The organism is Xenorhabdus vietnamensis (genome assembly GCF_002127535.1).
GTDB classification, from domain to species: domain Bacteria; phylum Pseudomonadota; class Gammaproteobacteria; order Enterobacterales; family Enterobacteriaceae; genus Xenorhabdus; species Xenorhabdus vietnamensis.
On sequence record NZ_MUBJ01000001.1, the window covers coordinates 1 to 17,830 of the forward strand.

Sequence of the window (17,830 nt, forward strand, 5' to 3'; positions counted from 1 at the left end):
CAATAGAACAGATTTTACATTGGTCAGACTGGAGACGGCGGCATCAATACCGGGCGCAACTATGTCACTATCGCCGCCGGGGAGATCATCGGCTTACAGAGCAATTACGGCTGTAGTACTAGTTTAAGACTAAAAAACAGCCACTTTTCTTCTGCAACTTGGATAAATGAAAATCAATGATACGAGATAAGTAACGGCTCAAAAAAAGGAGTTACTTATGAAAAAGCCAAGATCGAGTGCAGGACGCACTACAGCAAAAACAGACCAGCAAAACGAAATACTAAATCGACTATTTGATTACTTTTCAAAACCAAAGGGTGAAAAAACAACTTCAGACAATGATATTGATGTGAGCTTTTACAGCTCGACACTTAATGCGTTACCCCGAAACTTTCACTACAATAATTACAACGGCGTCAACATTATAATGCGGCTTCAAGCTCAAGAAGAATCAGCAACCAAAGTACCAATTTATTCAACGTTCAAACAAGCCGCAGCCCTAGCTGTCAGAACCACCGTTTTCAGGCGTGAACTTTTCCTGAGCGATAAAGTTCTTCAAATGGCGACTTACTGTGCCTTCATGAATACGTAAGGCTTGGGCTATCATCGGGGCAGCCCAGCCCCCAGGAGCCAATAGAACAGTGTTGATGCGGTCACAGACTCGGCTGTCACGAGTCGTACTATGCATCAATTCGAGGGATTTCTTTTGGTTTTCTGTTAGATGAATTTTTATGGATGTAATCATGATCTGATACGGATATAAAATTAAACATCACACATCTTCAATGATGACGAGTATATTTGCTTGAACCCAGAGTAACAAAAGTATCAGATTGCACCTGAACTAATATAAATTACTGCTTGATCGTCTCATTCTAATTGATTAGCGTAGTCAGACTTATCAATGATCCGGTCGCTTGTCAGGATCGCCCTCGGGCAGCGACACGAACACTCCTGTAGCCTGCAAGGGAGTACACATTGTGTGGTACATCTGCACCCCTTTGGAAGCAGATATCATCGCTATTGATGATGAAGGTTTTTTTCAATTCATCTCTGACCAACAGGTCAGTCACCCGGACGGGGAATGTCTTCCCGTCGGGCAGAGATTCTCCGTCTTTTTTTATCGAGAAGGAGAATTTCATGCCCAACAACGAACTGATTCAGGTGGATAGTCTGTCACTGTCTGCGGCATTTCCTCATTCAACCTCACTGGAGCGGCTGGTACTGAGCTTTTTGCTGGCCGATACGGCGTTCAAATTAGGCGGGGATTACCCACCTGATGACTGGACAAGCCAGTCAACAGATGACCGGCTGGCCTATATGGTGCCGACAGCGAAGAAAACGTATTCGGTTTTCCTGCCAGAAACCGCATTCAGCGTCACGCTCTCAGCGGAGGCGTTTGGTCTGGCTGTGACGTTGGTACTGTTAACCCGTATCGCCGTGCTGGATGAATCCGGGGCGACCGCTTTCCGCTTCAGTGCCCTGCGGGAATATGCGCAACACCATCCGGAAGAGGGGCTGATCAACTCAGCACTCACACTGAAGTTTGAGGAAGACATTGTCTGTCCGTCATTGATTCATACCCAACATAATAACAATCCACAATAACGTTATCAGCCTATGAGGTTGTTAACCCTTTTCTTTAGCGCCTGACCGGGGAGCCGACAACACCTTCCCGTATTGGGTGGGTGTTGTCTTTTATTGACGTCAAATCAAGGAGAGCAACACCATGAACCCGATTTTTTTACCTACGCCGGAGAGCTCGACACCGGCCTCGCAGGAAGACATTTTTACTGTGCAGGTTACTGGCCTAATGCAGCATCCCCAACGGCTTCAATCGCTGCGGGAGGAAACCCTGACCGTGTGTGAGACCACCTCCGTCACCGAAGTGGTACAGCGGCTGAAAGTGATCCATCTTTTGGGTGACTGGCTGATACCGGAAATACCCTCTGCGCAGTGCCGGCGGGCGTTTTTTCCACTGACTGTCATGATTTATGACGCCAAAGATAACAAGGTACTCGGTGGCCGCTTTTATGACGAAATCGTCTGGGCGCAGCCGGTCACAGTGACGTCAGAACGTCTGTCGCTGGAGCAGAAACAATTGCGCTTGTGTCAGTCAGCCACGTTTGAGTTGAGCTGGCAGAATGCAGAGGCGGCCCGTGTCTTGTGGCATGAGGCGAATTTACTGTCGTTGCATGTGGTGTCGCCCGATTATCAACAGCATCATGAAATCCAGGACATTCTCCGACACGGTACAACCGTCAGAGTGTGAAGGAGAGGTATCACTATGGAACCTTTACGTTTAACGATCTGGCAGATGATTGCCGCCGCGCTGCTGAAACGTCATTTTGGCCTGAGCTTGAACGATACGGCACTGTGTGAAACCGATACCGTGACTGAACTCATCGCCCACGGTGTCCTGCCGTCGGAAGCTATTAACGAGTTGGTGGATAAATACGACTTAACCCGACTAAACACGCAGGTTATCCCACGCAGTACGCCTTATCTGGGTATCCACGATGAACTGACGGTCATTTTTGACAGCGGTCTGGCTGAAATGCTGTTCAGGCAAGCCAAACTGTAACCCTTTTTTCAATCTATCCCATCGGGAGGAACTGCGCCCCGAATGGGTCGGCTCCTCCTGTTTATTTTTATCATTCAAGTGAGGAAATTAACTATGGCAGAATGGGTCACCAATCAACTGGAAGTCACCGGCAAATCCGTCTGTATTGATGTGATGCAGCAATGGGTCTGTGGGGAAGAATTCCCCCGTTACCGTCAGGCCGTATTGCAGAGCCTCCGCCTGTTTCTGGCAGGCTGTGCAGGGATACTGAAACCGACCAAACCGCAAACCTACACCCCCTATCCGGAACTGATACGGGGTACGGCAGCGCCGACCGCGCAGAATCTGGCGTTTGAACAGTGGCTGGCGTTGTTGCAGGACAATGTGTTGTTAACCACAGAAAACATGAAGCGGATTGACAGCGCATACCGTCAGTCGGGTTTAAGCCTGCTGCGCTGGGAGAATATACCGACGTCAGCGCGTGACATTATTGCCCGCATTCTGACCCGCCAGTATACCGACTGGTTCGGCGTGGTGGGCTGGTCTGATAATCCCGATATCGGCGCGTGCTGGGAGAAGCTGAGTGTTTATCCGACTTCTGCGCAGCCCTGCGATATGCTGATGATACGACCGACCCAGCTGGGCACGGAGATTAACGGCAACAGTGGCTTGCTGAAAGGCATGACCACCACGGCGCAGTTCTACGATAAGCACTATGGGCTGGAATGGCCGTTCGGTCATCATGTTCGCTGGGAACGGCGCAATGTCAGCAGCTTAACAGTGCGTTTTGACACTCCATGGGTACCGCCTTCGGCGGAACTGATGGGCGGGCTGTCATCGGTGTTTGACTGTGAAATCCGCCACTGGTACAGCGAACCGTCAGGCCAGCTCAAAGGTTATGATTGTTATGACCAGGGTGAGCATGTGGACAGTCATAACGGGCAGGCAGGGCGCGAAAACCGTCCGGCGTTGTATCTGGTTAACGGAGATAAGCCTGAAACGGCATTGGCATTACCTGCAATTGCCGTCGGGCAGTAATTCTTTGTTCAACGCAGCATCAATTTATCTTCACATCAACCGAAGGGGGAAACACATTCTCCTTTCGGGGCGTGTTTTCCTTTTTGAGTCTTATCAGGAAAACACGCTATGGCCTCTCGCTCTGACTACCAAAAAGACTTTATTTCGCTGTTTAAACAAACCGCACGCTACCACAACCGTCATCGGGTTTTTCAGGATTTCTGTAACTGTGCGATGGCAGCTATTCACAATAAATATTGTTTCAGTGAGGAACTGGAGCAGTTCTATCTGAAAACTATCAACAAATACGAACGGGAAGATGTCGAGCGGATTGTGAAACTCTTTTCGTACACCGTGCTGGCACTGGCGGAAGAACCCTGTGATTTTCTCGGCAGTGTGTTTATGCAGCTGGAGCTGGGGAATAAGGGACTCCAGCAGTTCTTTACGCCCTGGGGTGTGGCCAGAATGATGGCCGAGATACAATTGCAGGATGTGTCCGAACAGTTGCAGACCCAGCCGTTTATCACTTTTTTAGAACCCGCCTGTGGTGCGGGTTGTATGACGCTGGCCACAGCTGAAGTGCTGAGAGGGCAGGGGCATGACCCGATGTGCAGTCTGTGGGTGTCTGCGATTGATATTGACCCGCTGGCGGCAGTGATGGCGTATATCCAGTATTCCCTGGCTGGCATTCCGGCCGCTGTGACCATCGGGGATGCCCTACATGTTGGCGGCAGCAAACGAATACGTTACACACCGGCCCATTATCTGGGTAACTGGTCGCAACGTTTGCAGGAATATGACCAAGCGGCCTGATTTCTGTTTTCATCCTCTTTGTTTCACTACTGCGCCTTTCGGGGCGCTTTTTTACGTTTAAGTGTAAGTTATACAAACAATTTTTATTTTCGCAAAAAGAGTTTCTCCTTGTTTCCGATTGGGATTCACCGACACTGAGCCAAATTTGAACCCAAAGAGGAAAAGCCCATGTTGGAACGTTTTAAATCCCATTTTGCCCGCCAGCCTGTGACACAATCAAAATCATCCGGACAACAACCGGAATCCCTTCGCGACAACCGGGGGTATTTCCGGCCACAAACAGTGGATGTATTGCTGGCAACGCCCTTACGCCGTCAGTTCCTGCAGCAATTATGGCAAAACAGTACGCTGCCTGAAGGGTTGTATCAGCGTTTTTATCTCGCCCCCATTAAACAATTATTGGGCAGTGTTCAGCAGGTACCCGCCGCCCCGGAAGGGAAATGGTCAGGCAGTGGCGGATTTGCTGACCTGACATTGCAATTTACCACCTGTGCCGTGCGGTTAGCGAAAGGGCATTTATTACCGCCCGGTGTGGCACCGGAAACTCAGGCAGCACAGGGGGTCTTATGGCAGGCCGTGGTATTCTGGGCGGCGTTGTTTTATCACCTGCCGTTGTTGCGGCAGCTCGAAGGGGAGCAGGAAGACGGGTATGTCTGGCAACCGGGCATCGGTACCCCCGACAAACCGTATCGTTTCCGTTTTCGCACACCGGAAAACATACCGTCGGTTCCTCAGGAAGTGTTGCTGGCTGCCTGTCTGTTACCGGAAAAGGCCATGATGTGGCTGGTGACCGTACCGGAAGTCTGGCATTGTCTGATGCAGCATCTCAATGGGCGTCCCTCTACCGTCCCGCTGATAGATGCATTGCTTCAGGATGCCGCCGGGCAGATTCATTCCCCTTTGTGGGTGAAACAGGTGGTTTCCCCGTCTCCGGTGAAGGAGACGGCGTTCTCTTTTGAATGCAATCCGGTGCCGGAAACGACATCCACGCCTCCTGTCAGTGCAATCACAAGCCCGCTGCCATCCGCGTCTGACGACACCCTGACATTATTGTCATTATTTCAGTCACCTGATGACTCTTCGCGGCAAAACAAGGGAAAAAATCACCACCACGACTCGAAACTGACCAAACGGCCGGTACGGGAGAAAGAAAGTATTGCCACTGACAGTCACCTGCATTCATCATTTAAAGATAAATAATTCAAATGGTTATTTGTATTTTATTGCCGCGAATCGTTTTTGGACAGGAAACGGCAGGATGGCATGATGATCTGAGGAAAAAATAACATGTTGCACACAGCAGAAACCCTCAGTTGGGAAGCGTTATTAGAAGAGTACTTTTTTTCACATATCCTGAGACCGGACACCGAGTGGAGTTATCGTAAGGTCACGCGGGGTTTTACCCGGTTTATGGGGGAAGCGGCATCACCGGCGCAGATCATTTACCGGGATGTGCTGCGGTGGCGGCGTCATCTTCTGGTGGAAAAAAAACAGTCGAGCCATACCTGGAATAATAAGGTGGCCCACCTGCGGGCCATTTTTAATTTCGGCATGGAGCGAAAACTGCTGCCCCATACCGAGAACCCGTTTAACAATGCGGTGGTTAAAAAAGAGAAGAAAAAGAAGAAGATTTTGAGCAAATCACAGATAACCCGCATTAATCTGTTGATGGGGAAGTTTGCTGAAGAAGAAAGAACTGAGGTTACTCCACGGGGAGGGCGTTGTGCCCTGTATCCGACCTGGTATTGGTCAACGGTACTGACGACATTGCGCTTTACGGGCATGCGCCAGAACCAGTTACTGCACTTGAGGCTGCGGGATATTAATCTGGAAAGCAATTATATTGAACTGGGACTGGAAGGCAGTAAAAACCACTGTGAATGGGAGATACCGATTGTTCAGCCACTCAAACCCCGGCTGGCACAACTCGTGGCAAGGGCGATGGCTGCCTGTGCTGAAGGCAACGATCCGATTTTCGATCTCAGCCGGTTAAGTGTGCCACACCCAAGCCGGCTTTCCCGTTACAAATATGATATCAACCGGGAAAAACAACAGCTCCGTTCTTTCTTCCGTCGGTTGTCCAGAGAGTGCGGCTTTGCAGTTTCTCCCCATCGTTTTCGTCATACGGTGGCCACGACACTGATGAAATCGCCGGATCGTAATCTGCCGCTGGTGAAACGATTACTGGGGCATCGTAATGTGGCGACCACGATGGAATACATTGATCTTGATATGGAAGTGACGGGCAAAGTACTGGAGCGGGAACTGGGGTTGTATACTGATTTTGTTGATGAGCATGCCGATGAGAATGAATAAAACGGCGTAAACGTAAAAAAGACAGGGCAGGTCTCAGACAGGATTGAGGTGGAGGTGTGAGTGAACTGCCCTGCATCAATAGGGATATGGTATGAAAAAAATGGCTAATTCCGATGCTCTATCCCGTGATAGTTTTCACCTTACTTGACATCAGAATCAATTACTGAAATCATTATCTTAAACGAGAAAAGGGTAACTGTTAAAACAGCTACCCTGTCATCTTGTCTTAAATGTTCTTCTCAACTAAACAGTACAAATTGAACTGATTAGGCTTTAACATTTAATTAACTATTGATTCTTTTTCGCGCTTTTGTCAGGAAATTTAACAACCTAGGACAAACCCGCATGGAAACTTGGTGCCGGAGGCGGAATCGAAAAACATGATAACTTGTTGAATAATAAAAGCCTATAACCTTGCCTTCCTTTTATGCCCCTTTTAATGCCCCTAAGTTTTTTTGCTTGCTTTTTATTCTATATCTGACTGATTTTTATTATTTATATTACTAATTGTGTGCTTTTAAATCATCTTAAAGCAAAAAAGCCGTGAGGGTTAAAAATGGTCAAATTAGGCTGCCATTTTGATCTCAGGGCTTGATATAAAAAATATTCATTTTTACGAAGTCGATCACAAATTAAAGCGGGTTATTCCTATGGCTTAGTGCGAGCTTTCCTTTCTAATAATTCTCCGGTATGAGAATCGAAATAACGGCTCGGCCAGATTTCTGAGGGATGTATACCAAGATAATTTGCGATAATCCATTCACCTTTCGGCCATGGTCTGCTGAAAGCATTTGCCAGTGTTGATGAACTGAGTCCTGCTTCGCGGGAAACCGCCGCTAAGGTTGTTCCACGTTTACGCAATGCTGCGATGATATCGGCCTGATGCCAGTCATTTTGAACATTGTTGTTATTCATTCCTGCTACCCCTTTCCATTAATTAATATTGATGGTGGCGATTCAGACAGGGTTAGCAGACCGGCGCTTACTCCGGCGAGACGTGAGTCTCCCCTGCCTGAACCGCCATAGAAAAGGCGTATGCAGGCACACTGGTAAAGATTCTTACCAGTGTATAAGCGCACAAGGCTGCTAAACCTTGACCATTAGATTGTGCTAATGGCGGGAATACTTTAACTGATTGTTTTAGCTTACTCAATAACTGAACGGCTAAGTTTAACGGCTATAACTCCTCTCAAGAGTGCACAAACTCAGGGGAGAATACGGACGGCTAAATCAATCTTTATTTTTTATTCTCGTTCGTGATTGCTTCGCTGTCCGTACTTCCCCTGTGATTTTCAGGCTAATTTTACTCATTTAGAAACATTTTCCCTGCGTGTCGGTTAGGTTCACCGTTCCGTGGTGCGTCAGATAATGTGTAGCAGGGCGAGGGTTATGTTGAGTTTTTGCAGGAGTTCGCTGCGTGCTCAGCACGGCGATGGTTTACTCCCCGTTCAGTGCCTGATTCAATCAGGATGAACGCCTCATTATTCGTGACGTGTGATATCTCCTTTCTTTACTGCATCGGCCTGTTGCAAGGCGGTGAGTGAAAAACAAACGAAATAGGTGAATTAAGGCAGAAAAATACCAATGAAAAGTAGTGACACTGAGTAATACGGGGTTCAAATCGGTCGTAAAGCCAGACCGGACGTGCTCTGGACGTTGGCCGCCCGGCGGCGTCACTTGGTAATCGCTACGCTTTAACGCAAGTGACGCCGCGTAGTTTTCTGGACGTTTTTCGTGCGTAAATCAAAGCGTGGGTAAAGATCGTGCAAGGTAAAATGGTTAAGGTGAACGTGGCAGGGTTACTGCCCTATGTGTGTGATAAGCCGGTACATAAAGAAACCGGGAAACTTTCATCGTCAATACATGGTTATTTATCCGACGATATCTGCTTCCAAAAGTGCGCAGATGTACCGCAATGCTTGCTCTCCCTTTCAGGCTACAGGAGTTTTGCTCGCCACCCGAAGGCGATCTTTACAGGCGATAAGATCATTAGGATACAAACAAGATACTAACGGTTTAGTCGGGCAAGGTCAATCTATGACGCTATATTTTAAATGAATTGATAATTTGAATGTATATGTAAGGAAAGAAATTTTCAAAGTGTCGTGACAACCTAGGTTACTGGTTGACTAATAATATATGGTATACCAATTCAACTTCAAGATGCGGGGGAGATATAAGGACTCGCCTCATATTACCCGTTGCAACTTGAAGTTTAACGAGTATATAAATCTCGGTTCATTGAAGTGAACCAAGATATTAAAGTGCATCAATTTTTTATTCGATCTTACATACCGTATTGATATTTATGGCTTTCAGTGCCAATTGCTACGCGTACCTGCTTTAATGCATTAGCATAAGACTCGAGCAATTTAAGAGAATAATGAACTCTACCTTCAAATTTAGTTTCAATACACTCTAAGTTAGGTGAAATGAAAGTGTTACTTTGGCGAAAAATTAAATGATCTGGTAGAAAACAAACATGGTTATTTTTAAATCCTGTCATACGTAATTCCGAAAGAGGATAAACGCCATTTATTCCAGAAGAAACACTGACTAATAATGCTGGTTTATGCCCAAGCTCTGCTAATGAACAATATAGTAGTAAATTTTTCAATGCAGGTGTTGCCATTCCGTGCCACTCAGGAGTCACAAAAATAAATGCATCACTTTCCCTCAAGCGTGAGGAAATAGTCTGCCATGGATGTAATTCCATCGATATATCTGTTGTGTAACCATCATGAAAAGGAAGTTGAACGTTGCATAATTCAATAAGTTGTATATTTTCAAAACCATGTTCACTGCTTAATTTTTCCAAATATCGCGAGATATGCTTACTACTAGAATCTTGACGTTGACTGCCAGAGATCAAAGTTAATATCATAATTATAATTACCTTTTATATTTTTCATCCACCATTCAGCAGATATATCTTTAATACCTTGTTTTTAAATTATTTGCGCAATATTTATACGGATATTGGTTTTTAATTAAAACAAAAAATTACGGATACTGTACAGAATGTCAGTTTATTTATTAATCTTTTAATATTTTATTTAATAGATTTCTACAAGTCTTGATTTTTCATTATATGAAAATATATTTAGTTAACCTACTTCAGGCAATATCCCGAGTACTATAGCCATTTGAATAGCTATGATTGCTATTCCACAAAGAAAAACCAAAACTAATGTAGGTGTTCCACCAAATACTCGATACTGCCTTCTATTTGATTGTTGACGCACTTTAAATACTAAAACACTTGGTAGTAATAATGCAAGAACTGATAATGCAATGGCAGCATATCCTAATGCCATTACGAACCCTTTTGGATAGAATAGTGCAAAAATTAATGGAGGTATGAATGTTAAAAAACTTGTTTGTATGCGCCCTATTATATTATTTTCTCGTTTAAAGAAATCTGCCAAGAAATCAAATAATCCTAGAGCAACACCTAAAAAAGATGTAGCCATTGCGAGGCTTGCGAAAATACGTACCACTAATTCTGTTTTAGGTGATCCTACTACATTACGAATTGCTAATATTAACCCATCCAAACCAGTTTTTTCTGCAAAAATTCCCATAAGTGTAGTTGTATTGAAACTCCCCAGTGTACTTAACTGCCAAAGGATATATGAAATTAATGGGATCGCACTGCCAATGATGAATATCCAGCGTAGTTTTTTAGTATCTCCATTCATATATCGTACAAGGCTGGGTACTATACAGTGAAAGCCGAATGAGGTAAATATAACTGGAATGGAGGAAAAAATTAATCTTTGCTCTATTGGCATAGATAATAGATTGTTTTTCTGGACGTGGAGAAGCATTAGTCCAAACATTAAAATAAGAAAAATAATCTTAGCACTAAACAGGATTCGATTGATGAAATCTACAGAACTAGTACCAATACAGACAATGCTTCCACCAATTAAAGTAAATAAAACACTACCCAATGTAACAGGAAATGAAGTCCCTAACCATTTATTAATATTAGAAATTAGCAAATCCCCGGCACCACTGATATAAGCTGCGGTTAAAGCATACATTAGAAACATCATACTAGAACTTGCAGCAATCTTACCATATTGACCAAGGTATCTAAAAGCCAATGTACCCAATCCCGTATCATATGAGTCATATTGATAAGCTTCAATTAATAATAGTGCGCAATAATTCATTAATATCCATATACCAATCATTATAATTATACTAGCATTAAAACCAATCCCTGCTGTAGCTAGAGGTATTGCTAGCATACCTGCACCAATTGTTGTACCAGCAACAATGAAAATACTTCCAATAGTACGATTTTTCATATTTACCCTTTTATGCTATTTTTTCTTTAATTAAGAAAGAAGTATCAATACTTAATCCATTGATGGATTTTTTTTCTTCTTCATCGACAATTTGAGTTAATTTTTTAACAAAAATAGATTTAAGTTCTTTCCAGTATTCTTCGAAATGTTCTACATTATGAAAACTATGTGTCATTACTGCTGCCCGTAATACATAAATGCAGCGTATTTCTTCCCATTCATGATGGCTAAAACCACACTGTTCAGAATAATATTTAGGAATATCACCATATTCTTTGTAATCCAACATTGTTGATGATGTAAGAAAATCATTAGTATATGCACGGCCAGAAGAATATGAGCATATTTCATAGATCCTCTTATTGAGAGCATTATGATTTAGTAAGCTAGTATCATTAATTTCTTTGAAAGAAAAATTAATCATATGAAAATCGGGTGCTGGCATGATATGCATTTTAAAACAATATTTACCTATTTTTATTAGTGGTATATTTGTTATCTTATCTAATAAGCGATTTGCAGTAACAATGCCAGCAGCAATTACTTTACCATAGCCGTTAAAATTTAAAGGTAGCAACTGGTGAGCAGCCCATAATGCGGCTGCGGCAGCACCTGCTTTCGAACCTTCCATAATGGAAGAACCAAGTAACCCATTATTGTTATTATCATTTTCTTCAAAAACATAGGCTGCATGAGAAGAAATTAAATCAAGAATGCGTCTATCTCTCATACAAATAGCGCCTGCTGCGTATTGAACAAATCCCATTTTATGGGGATCAACCGTTATAGAATCAACAAATTTTAATGATTTAAAACTTTGATAAACTTCGGGTTTTGGCCAGTTAATATTCTCAGGAATAATATTATGTTGACGGTAATAATGGAGTAAATCATCATATTCCATAAACTCATTCTTTTCATTTAAAAAAAGAGAGCAAGCATATCCTGCATAAGCGGCATCTACATGAATATAAAATGACTCTCCATAACGTTCTTCACACTCCTGCCTTAATGCAATTACCTTATCAACTTGATCAATCGCTCCTACTTCAGTTGTTCCCACGACAGCGATCATTGCAAGAATAGATTCACCTTTCTCTATTAAGTTAAGGACAATATCTCGCATTTTGGTGCTATCTGTTTGGTAGTATTTATTGACAGGTAATGGAATAATATTTTCTTGACCTATACCAAAAATATCGGCAGCCTTCAGCCATGAGTAATGTTTAGATTGCGGAACAAGTAATTTTCCTAAAATTTCAGGTTTGACTCCCGTTCCGCGGCAGGTCATATTACGTATTTCGCTAAATATCCCACGTTCTTTTAGTTTGCTAATTAAATCAAGAAGTTCAACTGTTGGCATATTTTTCAATTGCTTTCTTGATTTATGGCTAACTAAATCTTTGGTTGCAGGATGTTGTGATATAGTAAAAGATAACGTTTTTAGATTTCTTGCGACCCATAATCCTTCATAATTAGCTACAGTGCCTCCGGAAGTAATATGCCCCCAAGCATTTTGGGAGTTGTAACCAAACATATGGCAAAGATCTAATCCAGATTCAAGTTCAAGTTCTGTTGTAGTAGGTGATGATTCATAACTACAGTTATTGGGGTTGTACATCATAGCCATAACATAAGCGAGATTAGAAACCATTAATGTGTCACCACTAATATGCCCGAGGTAGCGAGGAGAAAAAAAAGGAATTGAGGTATTTTTTAGTTTTGATGATAGTCGATTTAAAACACCTTCTGTTTTATATAGAGTTTCTCTGTATTCGGGTGAATAACGTTCAATAGAGGTAACTAGCGCAGAATCTTCAGGATGAAAGCCAGAGCGCCAATGCATATGTTCACTGACAGAATAATCTATCATTTCTCTGAAAAAGACAGAGTTTTCTGATTTTGTTCCTAAAAATAATGCATTTATATTTAAATTAGGATTAAATGATTTTGTCATAATTAATAAACCTTATATATATCAATATGGAGTTAATTAAAATAAAATTCTCTTATTTTATACTGAGGTGAAATATATTATTTTTATATAAATTACAAAGTAGCCACTATATTAATATTTTTGATTATAAAATTAGTCATGTGTTTATATATTTCTTACATTAAAATAATAAGTGAAATATCGTTATAAGTTAAAGTGATTCAATTTTATTGTATGTTCTAAAATACAATAAAAAGATTTTATTTTTTTAATGTACTTATTTTATAAAAGATAATTTTCATAGTGTTTGTATCGATGAAAACTTAACTATATATAGTCACCCAAAAAAGGGGAGAATAATATTAACATTCTAAATGCTATTTAGATACAAATATCAATCAAAGCATGCTCACTTCCTGACTACTATCTGTATTGTTAAAAAACCTGTACTTATGCAGCGTGAAGCTGCATAAGTACAATTTTAAATATCACCAAATTAACAACTCACAGCTTGAATTTTTGCCAAATTATCCATTTCATAAGCTAAGGTAAAATCTTTCATGCTAATACCGCCAACATCATGAGTTACTAATTGAACAACTACTTTGTTGTATACATTAGACCATTCCGGATGATGTTTTTGTTTTTTTATAACATCAACACATGCTGACATAAAAGAAAAAGCCTTAGTAAAATTTTTAAATGAGAAATTTTTAGTTAATTTACCATCAGATATAATCCAATTATTTTCGTCTGATTGATTTAGTATATCAAGTTGTTTTTCTAATTCATCAGTGGTTAATTTTAAATTCATTACTTTATATATCCTATCTAAAATTGACTAATAAGTAGATTCAGTGCTAGTGCTATAAATATTAACCCTGTTGTTTTGTTTAAAATAACCTGTACTAATGGTTTTTTAGAAATAACATTATTTAAGAATCCTGATAAATAAGTTATAACGGAGAATGAAATAAAAGCGACAAACACAAACATTAAGCCAAGATATAATAACTGAAGTGATACCGATATAGAATATTCACTATTTATAGTGAATTGAGGAAGAAAAGCCAAAAAGAAAATAATGATTTTTGGATTGGATAAATTCATAATCAATCCTTTTTTTATGAGTTTTTTTGTATCATAAATTTTTTTTTCATTATCTTTTAAAATGACAGGTTTTGCTTTAAAAGCTCCCCAAGCCAAGTAGCTTAAATAAAAAACACCGAGTACCCTGATAATTTCGAAAGCTATAGCATTAGTTCGCAATATTGCTGAAACACCTATTGAAACCAAAAGGGTATGTATCACTAATCCCGTACATAATCCTGTGGTAATTAATATTCCAAATTTACGTCCATTTATTGCAGACTGACTTAGTACTAAGATATTGTCAGGTCCAGGGAGAAAACATAAAAATGTTGATATACTGATAAATGCAAATAATATTTCTATAGATGGCATATTAATTACCTTTATTGACTAAAAAGTTATTTTATGCGATTTTAGCTATATCTCTTGGAGGATACAAGGAGCGAAAATCGCCTAGAACCTTCGCTTTTTCAATGTATTCTATTATTATTTCCTCTGTAATTTCTTGAAGTTGTTCAAAGCTTGATATATTAAAATATACGTTAGGTAAAACATCGACACGATAAGGCGTTCTTAATATGTCAAGTAGATTAAATGGTAGTCTTAGAGGTAATTCACTAGTTGTTGCATAATTATATTCTGAATATGATGATAATATTGAACCACCATAAATCTCTATATTTTTATTCGATTTAATTAAACCCGTTTCAATAGTGAACCAATATATTCTAGCTAAATACTTTTGATCTTCTTTAGACATTTTTACTCCCAGCTTACCTATTTTATAAGATAGGTTGGCATACTCTTTATTTAGCAGTAAGGGGCAATGCCCAAATATTTCATGAAAAATATCAGGTACAGGAACAAAATCAAAGTCTTCAGATCTACGAATAAAAGCCGCAGCTGGAAATTTTTTGTTGGATAATAAATGGAAAAAATAATCAAAAGAAATCGTACAATCAACAGGTTGCAGTTGCCAGCCTGTACTTTTCAATAAAATACTATTTATTTTAGATAGCCTTGGTATTCCATTATCATCAAGATTTAAATGTTTAATTCCTTCTAAATATTGATAAAAAGCATGCTCTTGAATCAAATTAATTTGTCTGGAGTACAATTTATTCCAAATCTCATGCTCTGAGATGGAAAAGTAAATTTCTCCATTTGAGTCAGGCTGTTTGGCTACGTAGCCGAATTTGGATACACTACTACTATTTCCCATTATTTAGCTCCTTTTTTTACTAAAAATATTAATTAATTTCGCTAACTTTTTTAAACAGGGTGAGAGCGTGTAAGGTTGTATTTTAAACAACCTGCTTAAATGGAGAACTATTCAGCACATAAATAAAACCAAATTGATCGTTTTTGGCTCGCAATTGAATTGCGTTATATACAAATTAAGTTCAAAAAACGTTCACGCTCTCGCCCTGCTTTTTTAAATGGTTTTGGTTGATATTTTTTCATTTATCCATACGCTAGTTTGAAATAAATGTTCACAAAATACAATGCCGTGAAAATATAGTTTTCACTCAGAAAAATAATAATAATATAGCACATATCATTAATTTAATTGTTAATTTATGATTTCAGCATACCATTTTAGCTTATCATAAAACTGAAATTCATTGTTAATTAAAATGTTTTTTGTCTTCATAGATATATGATTTGATTATTATTCGGTGTTTATGAATTCCAGTTTTAATTGCATGAAATATTATACTTAGGCTGAGAGTATTTATTTATTACTTTAGTGTTTTATGTATAATTCTTATTCAATCTAAAGCAAAGTGATATTTCAAATGATTAAATGCTTATTATATCAATACTATTTGATCTGAATAAAAATTACACTCTCCCTAGTGCTATACAATTCTTGCTATAATATTAACTTTCAAAGTATTTAGATCAGATTTATGTGGCTGAAAGCCGTATAAAACCTAGATTTATATGACGATGCAAGTTTCCGTCAAACCAATAATGAAATAAAATTTCTGTCATTTTTCCTAATAATATACCCATGTAACTATAGCATTTTAAATTGTTATTAACATTATTGTATAATAATAAAGTTGCATTATCTATTATGGTTGTAAACTATGTTGTTGGATTATTTTAACCATATGATAATACAATTGTTATATATGTGAAAGATTAAAATGCTACTTTTAAGTATGAATTAATTTCATACCTTGTTTTATCTTTTTTTCAAGATGATCACTTATTTTAAGAAAACATAATTCTCTAAACCATTTATGCTCTGGATCTTGGTGATGCCTAGCATGCCATAGCAAATAATATTTTTGTGGATTAATATCAATTGGTAAATATTTCACTTGTAAATCATATCGTTGAGCAAAGTCCGCCGCAATATGAAGTGGTATAGTCAGAATAGCATCAGTTTTTAATAGTAATTCAATAGCGGCTTGGAAAAAAGGAACCTTGGCAGATATTCTTCTACTTAAATTCATTACTGATAATGCGTTATCGATAGAACTATCTTTATCACCACCTCCACTAACTATGATATGTTTGCTATTAATATAATTGTCAATGTTCATTTCATTATAAGATTTTGAATGAGTGCTTCTAAATACTACAGCAAGCTGATCTTCAGCCATTATTTTACCATATAAATTATCAGGAATAGAGTCGGCAATAGTGGTTGCTAAATCAACATTTAGCTCAACAAATTTGTTTATGTTATCTTTATTCCACAGTTTATATTCAATGCTCACACTAGGTGCATCAGCTTCAATGCTACTCCAGATTGATGGCAAAATGTTTTGTGCCACGTAGTCACTGGATGTTAGGATGAAATTTCTTTTGCAAAAATTAGGCTCCATGGATTCTGGTGAATATAAATTATCCAATTGCTGAATCAATATTGGAAGTTGTTCTTTAAGTTTTTCTCCTTTTTTGGTCAAAATAAACTTATTTGCTTCTCTTAATATTATTTTATCGTGAAAATCCTCACGAAGCTGATTTAATGTCTTGCTAATTGCAGATTGCGTTACATTTAGTTGTTTTGCAGATTCAGTAAGATTTAGTGTTTGTAGTATTGATATTAATGTTGGCAATAGTTTATAGTTATTCAATTTATTTTTTCCAATTTAAGAATAAATACTTATTATAATAACAATGATTAATTATATTATTCCATTTATTAACCTATGGTGTTTAGATTGGAGTTTATGTAATTATAATCTGCATGAACACTGAATCTATGACTATGTAAACTAACATTATGATAATAATAAGCACGCTATTTATGTTTATATGATATTTATAATTTATTTGTTGATTCTAAAGTAATTATACAAATTTAACTTCAAGATGAGTCCTTATATTACCCGTTGTAACTTGAAGTTTATCGAGTATAGATATTGACTATTATATATTGACTATAAAAAAAGTAACTTTTATATGTCCATCATCCTTCAATTTAGTTCTTTATTGGCTATGTTCGCTTACTTAGGCTATGGCTATCTGTTCTTCCAAGGATTTACTCCTTTGCTTCGCGATTCAAGAAAGTAAATCTATAGGGTAAAGGAATTTAGCTACTATACTCCATTGTCAACCTACACTTTGGGAAAACCTACTGTAGTGAAGATGTTAGTAGGACTTGTAGAGCACAATTGATTTTCAGCCAGAAAGATTTTTGCTTAATGCTTTGACCTTCTTTGGTGTACTGACGCGCTACGCTTGTCTTCTCGGTTTTGTCCGGCTAATACATTAACCAGACAAAACCGAGAATCTGAAAACACCATGCCAGCC

General features: G+C 39.3%; 18 protein-coding genes and 1 pseudogene. 10 read left to right on the forward strand and 9 right to left on the reverse strand.

What is annotated here, in order from left to right; translation table 11 throughout:
- Positions 1–217 precede the first annotated feature (217 nt).
- A complete protein-coding gene (locus Xvie_RS00005) occupies positions 218–592 on the forward strand; it encodes an ssDNA-binding domain-containing protein (RefSeq protein ID WP_086107367.1) in 375 nt (124 codons plus the stop codon).
- On the opposite strand, the pseudogene Xvie_RS22415 reads toward Xvie_RS00005, so the two are convergent.
- Positions 503–745 (reverse strand): annotated as a pseudogene (locus Xvie_RS22415) (IS630 family transposase); the annotation flags it as partial. The gene Xvie_RS00005 and the pseudogene Xvie_RS22415 sit on opposite strands and share 90 nt — an antisense overlap.
- A gap of 235 nt (positions 746–980) precedes the next feature.
- Here Xvie_RS22415 and Xvie_RS20630 point away from each other — a divergent pair.
- From Xvie_RS20630 to Xvie_RS00045, 9 genes are all read left to right on the forward strand, one after another.
- Positions 981–1,172, forward strand: a complete 192-nt coding sequence (locus Xvie_RS20630; RefSeq protein ID WP_139838780.1) for a hypothetical protein — start codon at positions 981–983, stop codon at positions 1,170–1,172.
- Positions 1,141–1,608 (forward strand): antirestriction protein, encoded by a 468-nt coding sequence (locus Xvie_RS00015; RefSeq protein WP_086107368.1) that lies wholly within the window; start codon positions 1,141–1,143, stop codon positions 1,606–1,608. Before Xvie_RS20630 ends, Xvie_RS00015 begins: the two co-directional genes overlap by 32 nt.
- A 93-nt stretch (positions 1,609–1,701) precedes the next feature.
- The gene (locus tag Xvie_RS22420; protein WP_244175389.1) at positions 1,702–1,869 is read left to right on the forward strand and encodes a hypothetical protein; all 168 of its coding nucleotides are present in this window, start codon (positions 1,702–1,704) and stop codon (positions 1,867–1,869) included.
- A complete protein-coding gene (locus Xvie_RS00020; protein ID WP_244175391.1) occupies positions 1,862–2,272 on the forward strand; it encodes a hypothetical protein in 411 nt (136 codons plus the stop codon). Before Xvie_RS22420 ends, Xvie_RS00020 begins: the two co-directional genes overlap by 8 nt.
- Positions 2,273–2,287: 15 nt before the next feature.
- On the forward strand, positions 2,288–2,584 hold the full coding sequence (locus Xvie_RS00025; protein WP_086107370.1) for a TA system toxin CbtA family protein: 297 nt from the start codon (positions 2,288–2,290) through the stop codon (positions 2,582–2,584).
- Positions 2,585–2,677: 93 nt separating this feature from the next.
- On the forward strand, positions 2,678–3,601 hold the full coding sequence (locus Xvie_RS00030) for a DUF1281 domain-containing protein (protein WP_086107371.1): 924 nt from the start codon (positions 2,678–2,680) through the stop codon (positions 3,599–3,601).
- A gap of 108 nt (positions 3,602–3,709) precedes the next feature.
- Positions 3,710–4,393 carry an N-6 DNA methylase gene (locus Xvie_RS00035; protein WP_086107372.1) on the forward strand — a complete coding sequence of 228 codons (684 nt, stop codon included), beginning with the start codon at positions 3,710–3,712 and terminating at the stop codon, positions 4,391–4,393.
- A gap of 168 nt (positions 4,394–4,561) precedes the next feature.
- Positions 4,562–5,593: a TraI domain-containing protein gene (locus tag Xvie_RS00040; RefSeq protein ID WP_086107373.1), complete on the forward strand. Its 1,032-nt coding sequence runs from the start codon at positions 4,562–4,564 to the stop codon at positions 5,591–5,593.
- A gap of 87 nt (positions 5,594–5,680) precedes the next feature.
- Positions 5,681–6,709: a tyrosine-type recombinase/integrase gene (locus Xvie_RS00045; protein ID WP_086107374.1), complete on the forward strand. Its 1,029-nt coding sequence runs from the start codon at positions 5,681–5,683 to the stop codon at positions 6,707–6,709.
- A gap of 648 nt (positions 6,710–7,357) precedes the next feature.
- Here Xvie_RS00045 and Xvie_RS00050 read toward each other — a convergent pair.
- The 8 genes from Xvie_RS00050 to Xvie_RS00085 all read right to left on the reverse strand — a co-directional run bounded on the left by Xvie_RS00050 (position 7,358) and on the right by Xvie_RS00085 (position 17,151).
- Positions 7,358–7,624 (reverse strand): helix-turn-helix domain-containing protein, encoded by a 267-nt coding sequence (locus Xvie_RS00050; protein ID WP_086107375.1) that lies wholly within the window; start codon positions 7,622–7,624, stop codon positions 7,358–7,360.
- 1,372 nt (positions 7,625–8,996) lie between these two features.
- The gene (locus Xvie_RS00055; protein ID WP_086107376.1) at positions 8,997–9,593 is read right to left on the reverse strand and encodes an NADPH-dependent FMN reductase; all 597 of its coding nucleotides are present in this window, start codon (positions 9,591–9,593) and stop codon (positions 8,997–8,999) included.
- Positions 9,594–9,816: 223 nt separating this feature from the next.
- A complete protein-coding gene (tyrP, locus tag Xvie_RS00060; RefSeq protein WP_086107377.1) occupies positions 9,817–11,028 on the reverse strand; it encodes a tyrosine transporter TyrP in 1,212 nt (403 codons plus the stop codon).
- A 10-nt stretch (positions 11,029–11,038) separates the two neighbouring features.
- A complete protein-coding gene (locus Xvie_RS00065; protein ID WP_086107378.1) occupies positions 11,039–12,985 on the reverse strand; it encodes a pyridoxal phosphate-dependent decarboxylase family protein in 1,947 nt (648 codons plus the stop codon).
- Positions 12,986–13,460: 475 nt separating this feature from the next.
- Positions 13,461–13,778, reverse strand: coding sequence for a 4a-hydroxytetrahydrobiopterin dehydratase (locus tag Xvie_RS00070; RefSeq protein WP_086107379.1), 318 nt, complete (start codon positions 13,776–13,778; stop codon positions 13,461–13,463).
- A 17-nt stretch (positions 13,779–13,795) separates the two neighbouring features.
- A complete protein-coding gene (locus Xvie_RS00075; RefSeq protein ID WP_086107380.1) occupies positions 13,796–14,428 on the reverse strand; it encodes a LysE family translocator in 633 nt (210 codons plus the stop codon).
- Positions 14,429–14,459: 31 nt separating this feature from the next.
- Positions 14,460–15,278, reverse strand: coding sequence for a hypothetical protein (phhA, locus tag Xvie_RS00080; RefSeq protein ID WP_086107381.1), 819 nt, complete (start codon positions 15,276–15,278; stop codon positions 14,460–14,462).
- A 943-nt stretch (positions 15,279–16,221) separates the two neighbouring features.
- Positions 16,222–17,151 (reverse strand): LysR family transcriptional regulator, encoded by a 930-nt coding sequence (locus tag Xvie_RS00085; RefSeq protein ID WP_086107382.1) that lies wholly within the window; start codon positions 17,149–17,151, stop codon positions 16,222–16,224.
- Positions 17,152–17,830 lie beyond the last annotated feature (679 nt).

Excerpts from the sequence above, each read along its gene's own strand:
- Xvie_RS00005 (WP_086107367.1), top strand. The coding sequence starts at position 218 with ATGAAAAAGCCAAGATCGAGTGCAGGACGCACTACAGCAAAAACAGAC.
- Xvie_RS00015 (WP_086107368.1), top strand. The coding sequence starts at position 1,141 with ATGCCCAACAACGAACTGATTCAGGTGGATAGTCTGTCACTGTCTGCG.
- Xvie_RS00025 (WP_086107370.1), top strand. The coding sequence starts at position 2,288 with ATGGAACCTTTACGTTTAACGATCTGGCAGATGATTGCCGCCGCGCTG.
- Xvie_RS00030 (WP_086107371.1), top strand. The coding sequence starts at position 2,678 with ATGGCAGAATGGGTCACCAATCAACTGGAAGTCACCGGCAAATCCGTC.
- Xvie_RS00035 (WP_086107372.1), top strand. The coding sequence starts at position 3,710 with ATGGCCTCTCGCTCTGACTACCAAAAAGACTTTATTTCGCTGTTTAAA.
- Xvie_RS00040 (WP_086107373.1), top strand. The coding sequence starts at position 4,562 with ATGTTGGAACGTTTTAAATCCCATTTTGCCCGCCAGCCTGTGACACAA.
- Xvie_RS00045 (WP_086107374.1), top strand. The coding sequence starts at position 5,681 with ATGTTGCACACAGCAGAAACCCTCAGTTGGGAAGCGTTATTAGAAGAG.
- Xvie_RS00050 (WP_086107375.1), bottom strand. The coding sequence starts at position 7,624 with ATGAATAACAACAATGTTCAAAATGACTGGCATCAGGCCGATATCATC.
- Xvie_RS00055 (WP_086107376.1), bottom strand. The coding sequence starts at position 9,593 with ATGATATTAACTTTGATCTCTGGCAGTCAACGTCAAGATTCTAGTAGT.
- tyrP (WP_086107377.1), bottom strand. The coding sequence starts at position 11,028 with ATGAAAAATCGTACTATTGGAAGTATTTTCATTGTTGCTGGTACAACA.
- Xvie_RS00065 (WP_086107378.1), bottom strand. The coding sequence starts at position 12,985 with ATGACAAAATCATTTAATCCTAATTTAAATATAAATGCATTATTTTTA.
- Xvie_RS00070 (WP_086107379.1), bottom strand. The coding sequence starts at position 13,778 with ATGAATTTAAAATTAACCACTGATGAATTAGAAAAACAACTTGATATA.
- Xvie_RS00075 (WP_086107380.1), bottom strand. The coding sequence starts at position 14,428 with ATGCCATCTATAGAAATATTATTTGCATTTATCAGTATATCAACATTT.
- phhA (WP_086107381.1), bottom strand. The coding sequence starts at position 15,278 with ATGGGAAATAGTAGTAGTGTATCCAAATTCGGCTACGTAGCCAAACAG.